Origin of the sequence: Methylocaldum sp. (genome assembly GCF_035627495.1) — a bacterium.
In the GTDB taxonomy this organism is placed as follows: Bacteria; Pseudomonadota; Gammaproteobacteria; order Methylococcales; family Methylococcaceae; genus Methylocaldum.
Genome location: NZ_DASPLO010000201.1, coordinates 33,545 through 50,151, shown reverse-complemented (window position 1 = coordinate 50,151; position 16,607 = coordinate 33,545). Strand labels below are relative to the sequence as shown.

Annotated in this window: 13 protein-coding genes and 1 pseudogene; 13 read left to right on the top strand and 1 reads right to left on the bottom strand. The window is 57.5% G+C overall.

The genetic code is table 11. The features are described 5' to 3' along the window. Positions 1–27 precede the first annotated feature (27 nt). Positions 28–2,346 carry a cyclic nucleotide-binding domain-containing protein gene (locus VEB01_RS19820; protein ID WP_324878500.1) on the top strand — a complete coding sequence of 773 codons (2,319 nt, stop codon included), beginning with the start codon at positions 28–30 and terminating at the stop codon, positions 2,344–2,346. 28 nt (positions 2,347–2,374) lie between these two features. Here VEB01_RS19820 and VEB01_RS19815 read toward each other — a convergent pair whose 3' ends face one another. Next, positions 2,375–3,574 (bottom strand): class I SAM-dependent rRNA methyltransferase, encoded by a 1,200-nt coding sequence (locus VEB01_RS19815; protein ID WP_324878498.1) that lies wholly within the window; start codon positions 3,572–3,574, stop codon positions 2,375–2,377. Positions 3,575–3,720: 146 nt separating this feature from the next. Here VEB01_RS19815 and hslV point away from each other — a divergent pair, with 146 nt between their 5' ends. From hslV to recG, 12 genes and pseudogenes are all read left to right on the top strand, one after another. Beyond that, positions 3,721–4,284 (top strand): ATP-dependent protease subunit HslV, encoded by a 564-nt coding sequence (hslV, locus tag VEB01_RS19810; RefSeq protein ID WP_324878496.1) that lies wholly within the window; start codon positions 3,721–3,723, stop codon positions 4,282–4,284. Continuing rightward, positions 4,281–5,609, top strand: a complete 1,329-nt coding sequence (hslU, locus tag VEB01_RS19805; RefSeq protein ID WP_324878494.1) for an ATP-dependent protease ATPase subunit HslU — start codon at positions 4,281–4,283, stop codon at positions 5,607–5,609. Before hslV ends, hslU begins: the two co-directional genes overlap by 4 nt. Before the next feature lie 64 nt (positions 5,610–5,673). After that, positions 5,674–6,054, top strand: a complete 381-nt coding sequence (locus VEB01_RS19800; protein WP_324878492.1) for a gamma-butyrobetaine hydroxylase family protein — start codon at positions 5,674–5,676, stop codon at positions 6,052–6,054. Positions 6,055–6,104: 50 nt separating this feature from the next. Further along, on the top strand, positions 6,105–6,854 hold the full coding sequence (gene ubiE, locus VEB01_RS19795) for a bifunctional demethylmenaquinone methyltransferase/2-methoxy-6-polyprenyl-1,4-benzoquinol methylase UbiE (protein ID WP_324878490.1): 750 nt from the start codon (positions 6,105–6,107) through the stop codon (positions 6,852–6,854). 2 nt (positions 6,855–6,856) lie between these two features. Then, the gene (locus VEB01_RS19790) at positions 6,857–7,513 is read left to right on the top strand and encodes a ubiquinone biosynthesis accessory factor UbiJ (protein WP_324878488.1); all 657 of its coding nucleotides are present in this window, start codon (positions 6,857–6,859) and stop codon (positions 7,511–7,513) included. A 14-nt stretch (positions 7,514–7,527) separates the two neighbouring features. Next, positions 7,528–9,150, top strand: a complete 1,623-nt coding sequence (gene ubiB, locus VEB01_RS19785) for a ubiquinone biosynthesis regulatory protein kinase UbiB (protein ID WP_324878487.1) — start codon at positions 7,528–7,530, stop codon at positions 9,148–9,150. A gap of 121 nt (positions 9,151–9,271) precedes the next feature. Then, a pseudogene (locus VEB01_RS19780) lies at positions 9,272–9,691 on the top strand (thioredoxin family protein); the annotation flags it as partial. Positions 9,692–9,874: 183 nt separating this feature from the next. Then, positions 9,875–11,050, top strand: a complete 1,176-nt coding sequence (locus VEB01_RS19775) for a phosphoglycerate kinase (protein WP_324878529.1) — start codon at positions 9,875–9,877, stop codon at positions 11,048–11,050. Between the two features lie 264 nt (positions 11,051–11,314). Next, positions 11,315–11,608 (top strand): DNA-directed RNA polymerase subunit omega, encoded by a 294-nt coding sequence (gene rpoZ, locus VEB01_RS19770; RefSeq protein WP_324878485.1) that lies wholly within the window; start codon positions 11,315–11,317, stop codon positions 11,606–11,608. Positions 11,609–11,643: 35 nt separating this feature from the next. Then, on the top strand, positions 11,644–13,860 hold the full coding sequence (locus tag VEB01_RS19765) for a RelA/SpoT family protein (RefSeq protein WP_324878483.1): 2,217 nt from the start codon (positions 11,644–11,646) through the stop codon (positions 13,858–13,860). Continuing rightward, the gene (locus VEB01_RS19760; protein ID WP_324878482.1) at positions 13,835–14,221 is read left to right on the top strand and encodes a RidA family protein; all 387 of its coding nucleotides are present in this window, start codon (positions 13,835–13,837) and stop codon (positions 14,219–14,221) included. The genes VEB01_RS19765 and VEB01_RS19760 overlap by 26 nt, the downstream gene beginning before the upstream one ends. Before the next feature lie 15 nt (positions 14,222–14,236). After that, complete coding sequence (gene recG / locus VEB01_RS19755; RefSeq protein ID WP_324878480.1) at positions 14,237–16,321, top strand: ATP-dependent DNA helicase RecG; 2,085 nt, start codon at positions 14,237–14,239, stop codon at positions 16,319–16,321. The last annotated feature ends 286 nt before the right edge of the window (positions 16,322–16,607 follow it).

Sequence of the window (16,607 nt, the reverse complement as noted above, 5' to 3'; positions counted from 1 at the left end):
AAATTGGAATACTCTAGCAACAAAAACATGCCTCCCGCCTTGAGTGCCCTTGATGTGCTGGAATTGCGCCGGCTGATTCCGCTCAATACGCTTTCGACTAGCCGATTCGAGCAGCTCTGCTCGCAAATCCAAATCGAACAGGCGCCGAGAGATTCGGTCCTCTTTCAACAAGGAGAAACGAGGACCGAATTCGTGTACCTGTTAAGCGGTACGATATCGCTACAGGCGGGGGGCGTCGAAATGGATTCGATCAGCGGTGGAACGGATACCGCCCGATTTGCCCTGGCCCATCAGATTCCACGCAAAGTTTCCGCCGTCGCGAAGGACACAGTCAGGTACGTCCGAATCAAACCGGAGGTCGTGAACCAGCAGGAGGAACTCCGCCAAGGAACAGCCGCGTATAAAGTCAGCGACATTCCGGAGGAACCCACGCGCGACTGGATGACGGCGCTTCTCAAATCGCCGATTTTCCAACGCCTGTCTCCGGCCAACATGCAGGCAGTCCTTCGCACTCTCGAGGAAATAGAGGTCAAAGCGGGCGATGTGATCTGCCACCAGGGTGATCCCGGCGACTTTTACTACATCATCAAAAAAGGACGCTGCGTTCTGACGCGCAAGCCATCCCGACTCGGCAAAGAGATCAAGCTCGCCACGCTGAAAACCAGTGACACCTTTGGCGAGGATTCCTTGATTTCCGGGGACCCGCGCAACGTGACGGTCACCATGTTGACCGACGGTTTGTTGCTAAGGCTGGACAAAGCCAGTTTTCTCAAACAGCTCAAGGATCCTGTCATTTCCCATGTCGATATGGAGACCGCCCAAAGGATGGCGAGTCAGGATGCGGTGTGGCTGGATGTCCGATCACCGGATATTTACGAGCATGGTCACTTGCCGGGAAGCCTCAATATTCCGTTTTTCTCCTTGCGGATGATGCTTCCGACCCTGAACCGGCAAAGCAAGTACCTTCTGGTTTGCGAAAACGGCCTGCTCAGCGAGACTGCCGCCTTCCTGCTGATGCGCTACAGCTTTGAGGCTCATGTCCTGGCCGGCGGCATCGGTGGCGTGCCCCGGGATCACTTGGTCATCGAAGCGCCAAAATCCGTGCCCTCCAGCGCATTGGTCGCCGCGGCTTACTCGAATTCGGAGACGGGGCAACCCGATCTCACGCTGCAAATACTCGAAGAAGAGACGGGCGTTGAAGCCAGTCAGATTGAAGAGCCGGAAGAGACCCAAAACTCTTTCGGCACCCTCGCCATAGAGATGCCGGAGGACCAAGAGAGCGAACCGCTTGGTCTACTTTATCCAAGGGATCAGACACCAACATTGGACGCTCTGCTCGCCGCTGAGCGGAAGGAAAATCAAGGCACGACGGAATCAATGCAACCGGCTGTGCGGGAGAGCCAGGATTTAGAGGATCACACAGCGGCATTGCCGAGCCGATTACAGGAACTCGAAGCGACAGTGCAAGAAGGCGTTTTGCGGGAAAGAAATCTCGCTCAACGTTTGACGGCATCCGAAAACACGGCGGCAGAAGCAATTTCTCAAGCGCGTGCGCTGAAAGAACAATTGACCAAGGCCGGTGACATCATTGCATCCGTGGCGTCCATCTCGGAAAAGCGCCAGCAGGCCGAAGAACGATTGCAAAAAGCACAGGAGGAAATCGACGCGCTGAAAACGGAGCTGGAACGAGTTCGCGAAGCAGCGAACGATAGAGAAACAGCGCTGAGATCCTTGCGAGAGAATCATGAGCGCCTATTGGCGGAGAAGCACAAGAACACCGGAGTTGAAAAAGGTCCGGGCGATAATGCCCTATCCGCCTTGCAACAGGAAATTGAACAGCTGAAAGCCCTTAATCTGCAGGCGATCAGCGATAAAGAAGCCGCCGAGCGGCAGGCGGAGGATTTAGCACGACAGGTGACGGAACTGCAGACGGTGACGGACGAATTCATCGAGCATGGCGCGAATACCGCCGATGAGGACATGCTAACTCTGCGTAGCGAGTTGGACATGGTGCGCCGCCAGGCCGCGGACGACCTGACGGCGATGCAAACCAGGCTCCGCGACGTGGAGGAGGAAAGAAGCAAGCTCGGAAAAGAACTTCAAACCACCCGGCAACGGCTAACCGTTCTGGAAGCCGCCGCATCCGCGGCGCGCGCCGCGGATGCGGACCAGCGGAAAAGACTGCGCTCCGAGTTCGCCGCCGCACTTCCGGTTACCGTCGCGATAGCGCTGTTTCTGACGGCGCTTGTCTTGGGGGGACTGTTCGGCACCGGGTTCGGCCGGAATTTCCTCAGTCATTGGCTGGAGCAAACCAGTCAGTTATCTCCTCAGGCGAGCAACCCCTAAAACGCCTGGCTGGAAACCGGTTCGCCGCTCATAGGCCTTCGGTGATATAACAAAAAAAGGTTTTCAAATAATCGGTTTCGGGAATCGCGGGATGTACGGGATGATCGGGCGCTTGCCCTTCACGTCCGAAAAACACCAAATGGCGATCCAAACTCCTCGCCGTGGTCCGCAAAAGATCGTGCAAAACGTCTCGCTGCAAATGAAACGAGCATGAAGCCGATACCAAAATACCTCCCGGGGCCAATACCTGTATCGCGCCTTGATTCAGCCGCCGATAGGCTTCGACGCCTTGGCCGACGTCTTTCTTACGCTTGATCAGGGCCGGAGGGTCGAGCACGATCACGTCATAGCGTTGCCGCTCCTCCCTCGCTCGCTTCAAGAACTCGAATACGTCGTCCTTGACGAACCGCATCTTCTCCGCAACACCATTGAGCCGGCCATTCTCCGCCGCCAAGGCCAAAGCCGTCTCGGAACCATCCACGCAGTCGACCGTTTCCGCTCCGGCCAGCGCAGCTTGTACGCCCCATGCCGCGGTGTAAGAGAAAAGGTCGAGCACGCGCCGACCGCGTGAGAGCTTCGCCAGCATGGCTCGGCTCTCGCGATGATCGAAAAACCAACCGGTCTTTTGGCCGCCGACCGGATCCACCAGAAACCGGGCGCCGTTCTCTTCGATTTCGACCGGTTTCTCCAAAGCACCTTTGGCGGTCCTCGTGTAAGTCTCGAGTCCTTCCAAAGCCCTGAGGCTCGACGTGTTTTTCAAAACGACGGCGCTGGGGCTGAATAGAGCCTCGATCGCAGCCACCAGAGGTTCCTGAAGCTTCTCCATGCCGGCCGTATTCGCCTGCACGACAAACACATCGCCGAAGCGATCCACCACCGCTCCCGGCATGCCGTCGCTTTCGCCATAGACCAGCCGATAAAAGGGTTTATCGAACACGCGCTCCCGCAATCGCAGCGCGCGCTTGAGACGTTGCTCAAAGAAGGCCCGGTCGATTTCGGCGTGCAAATCCCGAGTAAAAAGACGGGCACAAATCAGCGACGCCGGGTTAACGTAGGCGATACCCAGGACTTGCCCGCGGAAGCTCTCCACGACTGCCAAATCACCCGCCCCGAAAGCCTTGAGCGGGGTCGCCGCAATATCCACCTCGTTGCTGAAAATCCATAAATGGCCTCCGCGCAATCGTCGTTCTTCGTTCTTCTTGAGGCGTATTGAAGGTAGCTGGCTCATAACTGTCGCGGAAAATGAAAATAGTTGGTCATTATCTCGCACGATTCCATCCTTTGCAGGATCTAAAAACCGACGGACCATTCCGGTCAGCAGTCCGCGCCGCCCTGATGGTGTACAATCGACGTTTTGGCTAGACAGGCAAGCTTGTGGAACAGTTTCACGGCACAACTATCGTTTCCGTCCGCCGCGGCGACAAAGTGGTCATCGGTGGAGACGGGCAAGTGACTTTGGGCAACACCGTCATGAAAGGCAACGCCCGCAAGGTCCGCCGGCTTTATCATGGCCGCGTGATCGCGGGATTCGCCGGCGCGACGGCCGATGCGTTCACCCTATTCGAGCGCTTCGAAGGTCAATTGGAAAAACAGCGCGGCAACCTGACCAAGGCCGCGGTCGAGTTGGTAAAAGACTGGCGCACCGACCGGATGCTGCGGCGGCTTGAGGCCTTACTCGCCATTGCCGATTCGAAAGCTTCGCTGATTATTTCCGGCAACGGCGACGTCATCGAGCCCGAAAACGGCCTCATCGCCATCGGTTCCGGAGGGCCTTTCGCACAGGCAGCCGCCCGCGCACTTCTGGAGAACACCGAATTAGGGGCTCTCGACATCGTTGAAAAGTCGCTGCAAATCGCCGCCGACATCTGCATTTACACCAACCGCAATCTGGTCATCGAAGAACTGGATATGCAACGGGAACTGCACGAACACTCATGACGCACATGACTCCTCGAGAAATCGTCCACGAATTGGACAAACACATCGTCGGCCAAGCCGCCGCCAAGCGCGCCGTCGCCATAGCCCTGCGCAACCGCTGGCGGCGCATGCAGATCGAACCCGCCCTGCGTGAGGAAATCACGCCCAAGAATATTCTCATGATCGGACCGACGGGCGTCGGCAAGACCGAAATCGCCCGTCGTCTCGCGCGACTCGCCAATGCGCCGTTCATCAAGGTGGAGGCGACCAAGTTCACCGAAGTCGGCTACGTGGGGCGCGATGTGGAATCCATCGTTCGCGATCTAGTCGATGCCGCGGTAAAGATGACGCGCCAAACCGAGATGACGAAGGTACGAACCGGCGCCGAAGAATCCGCCGAAGAGCGGGTTTTAAACGCCCTGTTACCGGGCGCCTCCGGCTGGAGCGGCGAAGAGCACGCTCCGGAATCGGCGACGCGGCAGAAGTTCCGGCAAAAACTCCGTAACGGCGAGTTGGACGAGAAGGAAATCGAAATCGAAGTCAGCGCCTCGCCGATCGGCGTGGAAATCATGGCGCCGCCCGGCATGGAGGAAATGAGCAGTCAGCTCCAAAGCATGTTCCAGAACCTGCACACCGGACGGACGCGCACCCGAAAACTGCGGGTCAAAGACGCCCTCAAAATTCTTCGCGAGGAAGAATCGGCCAAGATGATCAACGAGGAGGACATCAAGCTGCGCGCGGTAGAATCGGTGGAACAAAACGGCATCGTATTTCTCGACGAGATCGACAAGATCTGCAAACGTGGCGAGTACGGCGGCGGCCCGGACGTTTCCCGCGAGGGCGTGCAGCGCGACCTGCTGCCTTTGGTGGAAGGTTCAACCGTGAGTACGAAATACGGCATGGTCCGAACCGATCACATCCTATTCATCGCCTCCGGCGCATTTCATCTTTCGAAACCCTCGGATCTCATTCCGGAGCTTCAGGGCCGATTGCCCATTCGCGTGGAATTGAATGCCCTAACGGTGGAGGACTTCATCCGCATTCTGACCGAACCGGCCAGTTCCTTGACCGAGCAGTACGCCGCGTTGCTCACCACCGAGGGAGTCGAACTGGAGTTCACTCAGGACGGTATTGCCCGCATCGCCGAGATTAGCTGGGAGGTGAACGAGCGCACCGAGAATATCGGCGCTCGACGGCTGCACACCGTGCTGGAACGGCTTCTGGAAACGGTCTCCTACGAAGCGCCGGATCATGCCGGAAAATCCGTAGTCATCGATGCCCAGTACGTGGACCGGCATTTAGCCGAGCTGGCGAAAGACGAAGACTTGAGCCGCTATATCCTTTAAGTTGAGTCAAGCGGTTAGGCCGTAACCCAACAAGCGAAGTTGTGCGCACCGAGCGAAAACCCCAATGAACACTCCGAATCCCATCGACATCAAGCTTCATCAAAAGTCGCGGGTTCTCGAGATCGCGTTCGAAGACGGTTCCCGCTTCGAGCTGCCTTGCGAGTATTTGCGCGTTTACTCGCCGTCCGCCGAGGTTCGCGGTCACGGGCCGGGTCAGGAGGTTCTCCAGCTCGGGAAAGAAGACGTTACCATTGCGGCGATTCGGCCGGTGGGCAATTATGCCATCGCCCCCAGTTTCAGCGACGGCCACGACACCGGGATCTACACCTGGGAGATGCTGTACAATCTGGGCGTGCATTACCAGCAGCTTTGGGCCGAATACCTAAGCAGACTTGAACAGGCCGGCTGTCAACGAAAAGCTACAGCTACCGGGGCATCGCAGTAAGGCCTACGCAAATCCGGGCCTATAGCCCTTAACTTTATTTCAGTTCCAAGATGCAAGACGAAAAGACCACCCACTTCGGCTTCCGTGAGGTGCCCGCGGGCGAAAAGGCCAAAATGGTCAAGGCCGTATTCGACTCCGTGGCGGGCAAATACGATGTCATGAACGACCTCATGTCGCTGGGCATCCATCGGATTTGGAAGCGGATCGCCATACAGCTGAGTCACGTGCGATACGGCGAGAAGGTGCTGGATCTTGCGGGCGGCACCGGAGACATGACGTTTCTTTTCCAGAAGCGGGTCGGCCCTAACGGTCGTGTAATCCTCTCCGACATCAATGCCGAGATGTTGAAGCGGGGCCGCGATCGGCTCATCGACGACGGCGTGGTCGACAACGTCGGCTATGCGCAGATCGACGCCGAAAAGCTACCGTTCCCGGATAATCACTTCGATTGCGTCTGTATCGCTTTCGGTCTCCGGAACGTGACCCACAAGGAAGCCGCACTTCAGTCGATTCACCGCGTCTTGAAGCCGGGCGGACGCGCGATAATCCTGGAATTCTCCGAGGCGCAGGGCGAGCTATTCAAAAAGGCCTACGATCTTTATTCGTTCAGAATCCTGCCCTTGCTCGGCAAGTTCATCGCCAATGACGCCGAAAGCTACAAGTATTTGGCCGAATCCATCCGAATGCATCCCAATCAGGAAAAGCTCAAGCAAATGATGCTCGGCGCGGGCTTCGAACGCTGCGAGTACTTCAACCTGACCCACGGCGTCGTCGCCGTTCATCGAGGCTATAAGGTCTAATCGTGGCGGCTCGTTATCCGGTGTTGACCGGTGTTTTCGCCGAGACGCTGGAGCGGGCGGTCACGCATTATTTGAGCTTGAATCCTAACAGCGGAGAACTGCTGGGGCCGATTGCGGGCAAAGTCATCGCGCTTCGGCTCCGCCCGTTCGACGTGTCGATCTATCTGTGTCCGACCGATTCGAATATCCAGATTCTCAGCGACTTCGGCGGACACGCAGACGTCACCCTGGCCGGCTCGATTGCGGCCTTTGCCAAGCTGGGACTCGGTGAATCGGCTACGCAGAGCCTGTATTCGGGCGATATCGAGATCGAAGGCGACACGGATACGGCACGCCGTTTTCAGGCTTTGTTCGAAAAGCTGGAGGTCGATTGGGAAGTCCAGCTCGCCCAATATACCGGCAAAGCCTTCGCCTCGGCCTGCTTCGACCTCGTTCGTTCGGGATTCGGCTGGACCAAAGATTCCCTAAAAACCTTAAGACTCGATCTCGCGGAATATTGGCAGGAAGAAAGCCGGGAGCTGCCGACGCACTCGGAGGCCGATGCCTTTTACGCCGACGTCGACCGGTTGCGCGCCGATTTCGACCGTCTCGAAGCCCGGGTAGAGCGGCTTCAGCGCTCGTTGCAGCCCGATTCCTCGCCCCCCAAGTCCGACGCCTAGGAACAATCCGCCCCGTGATCCAACCGAAACTGATCCGGCGCTTGCTGCACATTCAACGGGTGCTGGTACGCCACGGCTTGGACGAATTGGTCCTGGCCACTCACCTCTTCCGGCCGATCCGCTTCGTCGGCGCCCTCTCCCCGAACTATTGGCTGGGTTCCAAGCAAGAACCGCGCGGTGTGCGCATCCGCCGAACATTGGAAGACTTAGGTCCCATCTTCGTCAAATTCGGTCAGACGCTGTCCACCCGCAGGGATCTGCTACCGGACGATATCGCCGAAGAATTGGTCAAGCTCCAAGATCGCGTGCCGGCTTTCCCCGGCAGCGAAGCCAAAATCATCATCGAAAAGACGCTGGAACAACCGGTAACGCAGGTTTTCGCCGAATTCGACGAAACGCCGCTCGCCTCGGCCTCGGTCGCCCAGGTGCACGCCGCCCGTCTCTTCGATGGCCAGGAGGTGGTGGTCAAGGTGCTGCGTCCCGGCATCGACAAGCAAATCCGCTCGGACATCGCGCTGCTGTACGAACTGACCCGGCTCGCTCAACGCTTCTGGAGCGACGCCCGGCGTCTGCGGCCGATCGAGGTCGTCGCCGAATTCGAAAAGACCATTCTGGACGAACTCGATCTGGTCCGAGAAGCGGCCAATGCCGCGGAAATGCGGCGGCGTTTCGAAGATTCCGAGGTGCTTTACATTCCCAAGATCTATTGGCCGTACACGCGGCGGCAGATCCTGGTCATGGAACGCATCTCCGGCATTCCGGTCGGCGACGTAGAAACCCTGAAACGGGAAGGCGTCGATTTGAAGCTTCTGGCGGAACGCGGGGTAGAAATCTTCTTTACGCAGGTGCTGCGGGACAGCTTCTTCCATGCCGACATGCATCCCGGCAATATCTTCGTGACGCCGGCTTCAAAATACATCGCCGTTGATTTCGGCATCGTCGGCAGCATCTCCCGTGAAGACAAGCGCTACGTCGCCGAGAATTTCCTGGCTTTCTTCAACCGCGATTACCGGCGGGTCGCGGAAATGCACATCGAATCGGGATGGATTCCCAAAAATACCCGCGTCGAGGAGTTCGAATCCGCCATACGCGCCGTGTGCGAACCGATCTTCGAAAAGCCTTTGAAGGACATCTCCTACGGCCATTTGCTATTGCGGCTGTTCCAGGTTGCCCGCCGCTTCGACATGGAAGTTCAACCGCAACTGGTGCTGCTCCAGAAAACCCTGCTGAACATCGAAGGACTCGGCCGCGACCTCTATCCGGACCTTGATCTTTGGCAGACCGCCAAACCGTTTCTGGAACGCTGGTTTAAAGAAGAAATGGGGCCCAAAGCGGGCCTCAGAAAAATACAGTCGCAACTTCCCGGATGGGCGGAAAACTGGCCCGAAATGCCGATGCTGATCCACCGGACACTGGAAAATGCGGCAAACGGAAGACTGACGGTGACCTTCCAATCGCGGGAACTGGAACAAATCCATCGGGAAATAAAACACAACCAGCGACGCACGTTGACCGGGATCACCGGCGGAGCCCTGCTGGTCAGTGCGGCGGTCTTGGCCGGCTCCGCCGTCTCGATGCCGATCGCCGGGATAACCGGTGCTTTAGGCGCTCTGCTGCTCATCGGCGCCTGGCTTTAAAAAACACGGTAAAACAGCTCGAAATCTCAAAAAGGGGTCATATGGCTTCCCGAGGACTCGATTCGATTGTTATGATTTCCGCTATTTTCATCGATTTTCACTTATAAGAAGGAAGATCTCCATGGCTCGCACAGAAACCCCGGTCTGTGAATTCGGTAAAAAGGCGGTTGATTTCGCTCTGCCCGGTGTCGACGGGCAGATTTGGACACTGGAAAAGTGCAAGGGGCCCAACGGCCTTTTGGTGATGTTCATCTGCAATCACTGCCCCTATGTGAAGGCCGTGCAGGAGCGCATCGTACGGGACGTTAGAGAACTCCAGGAACACGGCATCAACGCCGTGGCCATCATGTCCAACGACCCGGCCGATTATCCCGAAGACTCCTTCGAGAACATGAAAATCGTTGCGGAGCAATTCGGCTATCCCTTCCCCTACCTGTACGATGAGACTCAGGAGGTGGCCAAAGCCTACGGGGCGGTCTGCACCCCGGATTTCTTCGGCTATAACAAGGATCTGGAATTGCAGTACCGCGGACGCTTGGACGCCAGCCGCAAGGAAACCGCCCCGCCGGACGTCCGGCGTGAGCTGTTCAAAGCCATGAAACAAGTCGCTCTGACAGGCAAGGGTCCGGAGAAACAAATCCCGAGCATGGGCTGCTCGATCAAATGGCGGGAGAAGGAATCGGTTCCGAAAAAAACCAATAAAAAGATTGATAAAAAGAAAGCCATATCTTTCAAGAGAATCACCGATCTCGATCTCGCCGGTAAGCGCGTTTTGATCCGCGAGGACCTGAACGTTCCCGTCAAGAACGGCAGAGTCACCAGCGACACCCGCATCCGCGCCAGTTTGCCCACGATTGAGCATTGCTTGAGAGCCGGCGCCAAAGTCATGGTCATGTCCCATTTGGGGCGGCCGACCGAAGGCGTATATGCCGATGAATTCTCCCTGAAACCCGTGGCAGACCGCTTGACCTGGCTGCTCGGCCGCAAAGTGCCTTTGGCGAAAGACTGGTTGAATGGCATCGACATGTATCCGGGCGAGGTTGTTTTGTGCGAAAACGTTCGCTTCAACAAGGGCGAAAAAAAGGACGACGAAGAGTTGGCTAAGAAAATGGCCGCTCTCTGCGACGTCTATGTGATGGATGCCTTCGGGACCGCGCACCGCGCCGAAGCCTCCACCCACGGCGTAGGCCGTTTCGCGCCTGAAACCTGTGCCGGCATCCTGCTGGCCGCAGAGCTTGACGCTCTGGGCAAGGCTCTGGAAAACCCGGAGCGCCCGCTTTTGGCCATTGTCGGCGGCTCCAAGGTTTCCACCAAGCTAACGGTGCTCGACTCTTTGGCTGCCAAAGTAGACCAACTCATTCTCGGCGGCGGCATCGCCAACACGTTTATCGCCGCAGCAGGCTATCCGGTGGGCAAATCTTTATATGAGGCCGACTTGATTCCCGAAGCCAAACGCTTGATGAAGCAAGCAAAAACTGAAGGCGCGGAGATTCCGATGCCCACCGACGTGGTCTGTGCCAAGGAATTCTCCGAATCAGCGGCGGCCACGATCAAAAAGGTCAGCGAAGTGGCCGACGACGACATGATCCTCGATATCGGGCCGGAAACCGCAGCCCGTTATGCGGACATGATCAAGGCGGCCGGGACAATCGTTTGGAACGGACCGGTCGGCGTATTCGAGATCGACCAGTTCGGTGAAGGCACCCGCATCGTATCGATGGCCATCGCGGAAGCCAGCGGCTTCTCCATTGCCGGGGGCGGCGATACGCTTGCGGCCATCGAAAAGTACGGGATTGGCGATCGGGTATCGTATACGTCCACCGGCGGCGGCGCTTTTCTGGAGTTCTTGGAAGGCAAAACGCTTCCGGCCGTCGCTATGCTGGAAAAACGGGCCAAATAGCTATTCGGTTCTGCGGCACGAAGGAAGCCCTCTGGCGCTTTCCTTCGTGCCTTGCTTTTCTGGACGCTCTGAACCTTCTAACCGCATTTGCGGTCTGGATTATGGAGCGCCTCGATTCGAGATCCACTCGAAAGGGATTGCACCTTATCTAAAGCGGACTTTCTGTACAAGACCCGGCCTTTTGGGTAACAATGGCCGATAAACCATTTGTTTTAATTGGTATTTTTCTACTCAATCAACTCTTAAAGCGAGGATTTAACAAGCATGGCAAGAGTAACCGTCGAAGACTGTCTGGAACACGTCGACAACCGCTTTCAGCTCGTTTTGTTGGCGACCAAGCGAGCTCGCCAATTGTCTCGGCACCCGGAAGACGCCAAGCTGTCCTGGGAAAACGATAAATCGACCGTGGTAGCGCTTCGGGAAATCGCCGGCGGTCTAATTACCAGGGAATATCTCACCATGGCCCCCAAGCATGAGCGGTTCACCATCGAGCGTCCTCCTCTGCCCAACCCGCATGGCGCGGGCATGAGCAACCTCGAAGACGATGATTTCGAATAATCCGAATCGGGGCTGATACACGGGCGCGGGCTGCCATGAACCAACTTCTTCCGAAGGAAGTCACCGAACTGCCGAATGAAAAGCTCATTCGGCGGCTTTGCAGCATGGTCTCGACCTATCTCGACGAAGCTCAGGCCGAGGAAATTTACCGCGCCTATGAGCTTGCCCTTTCCGCACACGAAGGCCAATTTCGGCTGACCGGCGAACCGTACGTTTGCCACCCGCTGTCCGTCGCGATGATCCTCGGCGAGATGCGCATGGACGCAAAGGGCATCATGGCGGCCATTCTGCACGACGTCATCGAAGATACCGTCGTTACGAAAGAGCAACTGCGCGAGCAATTTGGAGATGAAGTCGCCGAGCTGGTCGACGGCGTCAGCAAGCTGACCCAGCTCGATTGCAAGTCGAGAGCCGAAGCGCAGGCCCAGAACGTCCGAAAGATGGTGCTCGCGATGGTCAGAGATCTCCGCGTCATCATGGTCAAACTGGCGGACCGGCTTCACAACATGCGCACGTTGGGAATCATGTCGCCGACGCGGCGGCGGCGCATCGCCCGCGAGACCTTGGATATCTACGCGCCTATAGCCAACCGCCTGGGCATGAACGAGATGCGGCTGGAATTGGAAGAGTTGGGGTTCGCCGCCATGTATCCCGTGCGCTACCGCGTGCTGGAGCAGTCGGTGAAGAAGGCGCGCGGCAACCGCAAGGAGGTGGTCGCGATCATCGAGTCGACCATCACCAAACGATTGCAGGACGGCGGGCTGACCCACTGCGAAGTGATCGGACGAGAGAAGCATCTGTACAGCGTCTATCAGAAGATGCGAAACAAGCACTTGTCCTTTTCCGGAGTCTACGACGTTTATGCCTTCCGCATCATCGCGGATCAGGTGGATGACTGTTACCGTGCCCTGGGCATAGCCCACAATCTCTATAAGCCGGTGCCGGGCCGATTCAAGGATTACATCGCGGTGCCCAAGGCCAACGGGTATCAGTCGCTGCACACCGTACTGATCGGGCCTTACGGCCAACCCCTGGAAATTCAAATCCGCACCCGCGCCATGCACCATCTGGCCGAATCCGGCATCGCCGCACATTGGCTGTACAAGAGCGAGCACGAACAGACCTCGACCACCCAAACCCGCGCTCACGAATGGCTGAGAGATTTACTTGAAATCCAGAAGAGCGCCGGCGACTCGATGGAATTCCTGGACAATCTAAAAGTCGACCTGTTCCAGCAGGAAGTTTACGTTTTCACCCCGAAGGGCAAAATTACCAAGCTTCCACGCGGTGCCACCATCGTCGACTTTGCTTACGCCGTCCACACCGACATCGGCAATACGTGCGTGTCCGCCCGAATCGATCGAGTACTCGCGCCGCTGCAAACCGTTCTCGAGAACGGCCAGACCGTCGAGATCATCACGGCGCCCTGGGCTCGACCCAATCCGCTATGGCTCAATTTCGTCGTCACGGCCAAAGCACGGGCGGCCATTCGGAGCTATCTCAGAAATTTCAAGAAACAGGAAGCTGTCGCCTTGGGCAAGCGCCTGCTGGAAAAGGAATTGGATGCCCAGAACATGCGCTTCGAGGACATTCCCCGGGAGCGGATCGACGAGCTGCTGAAGGCGCTCGACCTGTCCTCTCAGGAGGCATTGCTGGAAGATATCGGTCTCGGCAATCGCCTGCCTTTCCTGGTAGTCCGCCAGATGGTTCAGGGTGACGCCAGGTCAGACGCTGCAACTGCAGAGGAAGGACAGCCCGCGTTATCGCCTCTTATCATCAAAGGCACGGAAGGCATGGTGGTGAATCTGGCCAAATGCTGCCGCCCGATACCAGGCGATCCCATTGTCGGTTTTTTCAATCCAGGCAAAGGCATTGTCGTTCACCTCACCGAGTGCAAAAACGTCTCTGAACTTAGAAAAAAACACATGAATTGGCTGGACGTGGACTGGGACAAAGAAGCCAGCGGCGATTTCCCGGCAGTCATCCGCCTGGAATTGATGAACCAGGTGGGTACTCTGGCGAAAGTGGCTTCCACCATCTCCCGCATGCGAGCCAACATCGAAAACGTCCAGATCACCAATCAGGACAGCCAAATCTCCACCGATATCATTACCCTGATGGTCAAGGACCGCGTGCATCTCGCCACTGTCATGCGAGAACTGCGAAGATTATCGGTCGTACTGAAAATCTCCCGCGTGAAATCCGAACTTAGAAAAAAACAGAACCATGGCAAAACAAATTATCCAGACTAACCAGGCTCCCAAAGCGATCGGCACCTACTCCCAAGCCGTAAAAGTCGGCGACACGGTTTATCTCTCCGGCCAGATTCCGCTGGACCCTGCCACCATGACCTTGGTCGAGGGCGGCATGGATCTGCAGATCCGCCGCGTATTCGATAACCTTAAAGCCGTGGCCGAAGCCGCCGGAGGCAGCCTCCAGGATGTTGTCAAACTCAATGTATTCCTAACCGATCTGGCCCATTTTCCGCTGGTGAATGAAATCATGGCGGAATATTTCACCGAGCCCTACCCTGCCCGCGCCGCTATAGGCGTGGCCTCCTTGCCGCGGGGTGCCGGAGTCGAAATGGATGCAATCATGGTTTTGGCGAAGTAGGCGCCCCGCGATTATTTGGCTTCGCAAAATCGCTCTCTCGACGAGCTTCCGGTATCCACCCTTAAAGGGGCGGGTGCACAAACTCTCAAGCGGCTGGAAAAGCTAGGCATTTCGACCGTCAGCGACCTGCTTTTCCACCTGCCCCTACGTTACGAGGACCGGACACACGTCACTCCGATCGGACATTTGAAACCCGGCGATCATGCGCTGGTGGAAGGCCGGATCGAGCTCGCGGAAATACTCCCCAAAGGCCGCCGCTCGCTGATTCTTCGGATCGCCGACGGCACCGGCTTTCTCAATCTGCGTTTCTTTCATTACACGGCCAAACAGCGTGAACAATTGATCCGCGGCAAGCGGCTCAGCTGCTACGGCGAAGTGCGAGCGGGTTATTCGGGTTTGGAAATGACCCATCCGGATTGCAAGCTGATCGACGACACCGAAATCGATGTTTCGGAACAAGCGTTGACGCCGGTTTATCCACTGACCGAAGGCATCCATCAAAAAGCCATCCGCCGGCTGGCCGCACAAGCATTGTTACTGGCCGACGAAACCCGGCTTCCGGACTTACTGCCCGAATCGTTGACGCATTCAACAAGCCGATTACGGCTTCAGGATGCTCTTCGACTTCTGCATCGACCGCCTGCCGGCTGCGGCGAAGCGTCACCGAAACTTGGCGCCGCGCGCTCACGTCTCGCGTTCGAAGAACTTCTAAGCCACCATCTGAGCCTCGGCCGCTTCCGGGCCCGGATGCAGGCTCATCAAGCCCCGATGATGACGACCGATCAGAATGCAGTCGACCGATTTCTGAACAGCCTGCCGTTTTCGCTGACTTCCGCCCAACGACGCGTGATTGCCGAAATCGAGGCCGATTTAGCCTCAAACCGCCCCATGATGCGACTGGTCCAGGGCGATGTAGGTTCGGGCAAAACCGTCGTGGCGGCCCATGCCGCGCTAACGGCGCTGTCGTCCAACTACCAGGTCGGAATCATGGCGCCCACCGAACTCTTGGCCGAGCAGCATTTCCGCAGCTTCCGGCAGTGGCTCGAACCCTTGGGGGTGCAGATCGCCTTTTTGTCCGGACGTCTCAAGGGCGAAGCTCGAAAAGCCGAACTGGATGCAATAAGTCGCGGCGCAGCCGGCGTCGTCATCGGTACTCATGCCTTGTTTCAGGAACAGGTGGTGTTTAGTCGTCTCGGGCTCGTCATCATCGACGAACAGCACCGATTCGGCGTTCATCAGCGACTGGCGCTCCGCGAGAAAGGTCTGCAGGATGGCCTGTACCCGCACCAACTCATCATGACCGCCACGCCTATTCCCAGGACTTTGGCGATGCTCGGTTATGCCGATCTTGATCTTTCAGTTATCGACGAGCGGCCACCCGGACGGACTCCCGTCAAGACCGTAGTAGTCCCGACCGGCCGCCGGGCGGAAATCATCGCCCGCATCACCGATTGGGTTTCGAAGGGCAGACAGGTGTACTGGGTTTGCACGCTGATCGAGGAATCCGAGGTCCTGCAATGCGAAGCGGCAGAAAAAACCGCCGTCGTTTTGGCGGAAGCCCTTCCGGATGTGCGCGTCGCGTTGATTCACGGACGTTTGAAGCCCGCCGAAAAGGAAGCCGTCATGCTGGCTTTCAAAGAAGGGAGTTTCGACTTGTTGGTAGCCACCACCGTAATAGAAGTCGGCGTGGACGTCCCCAACGCCAGCCTGATGATCATCGAGAACGCCGAGCGCTTGGGACTGGCCCAATTGCACCAATTGCGGGGACGGGTCGGACGCGGCCCCGGCGAAGCCCATTGCGTATTGCTGTACCAGCCACCCTTGTCGGAGACGGCCAAGCAGCGCCTGGGCATCCTGAGGGACTCCGACGACGGGTTCGTCATCGCCGAGAAAGACCTGGAGTTGCGAGGACCGGGAGAACTCTTGGGGACCCGGCAAACCGGCCAAATCCAGTTCCGCATCGCCGATCTGTCGCGCGACGGACACCTCTTGGACACCGTGGCTCAAACGGCCGCCATTCTGTTGCGGGACTACCCCGGTCATGCCGAGCGTCTCATACGGCGCTGGGTGGGCCATTCGGTGCAATACGCTGGAGCCTAGAGCGTTTTTGAGCTCGGTAAAGCGGTGTGGATCGGGAAGCCGCCCTGCCCCTCGAAATGTGGCATTCCCGCTGTCCGCCGGGAACGGCTGGCGCCTTATCCCGGCCTACCATTATGGATGCACTCTGTAGGCCTGAATAAGCCTGTCCTGAGCCCGGTCGAAGAGTGTCAGCGATTCATGCGGCACACCCGTGTGCCGCACCCTTCGGGCGCTTGCGCGTACAAATCGGCTCCCGGCCGATTTGTCCGGCGTTTTGGCTACCGATCAGGAAAACGCATGCCCTCTG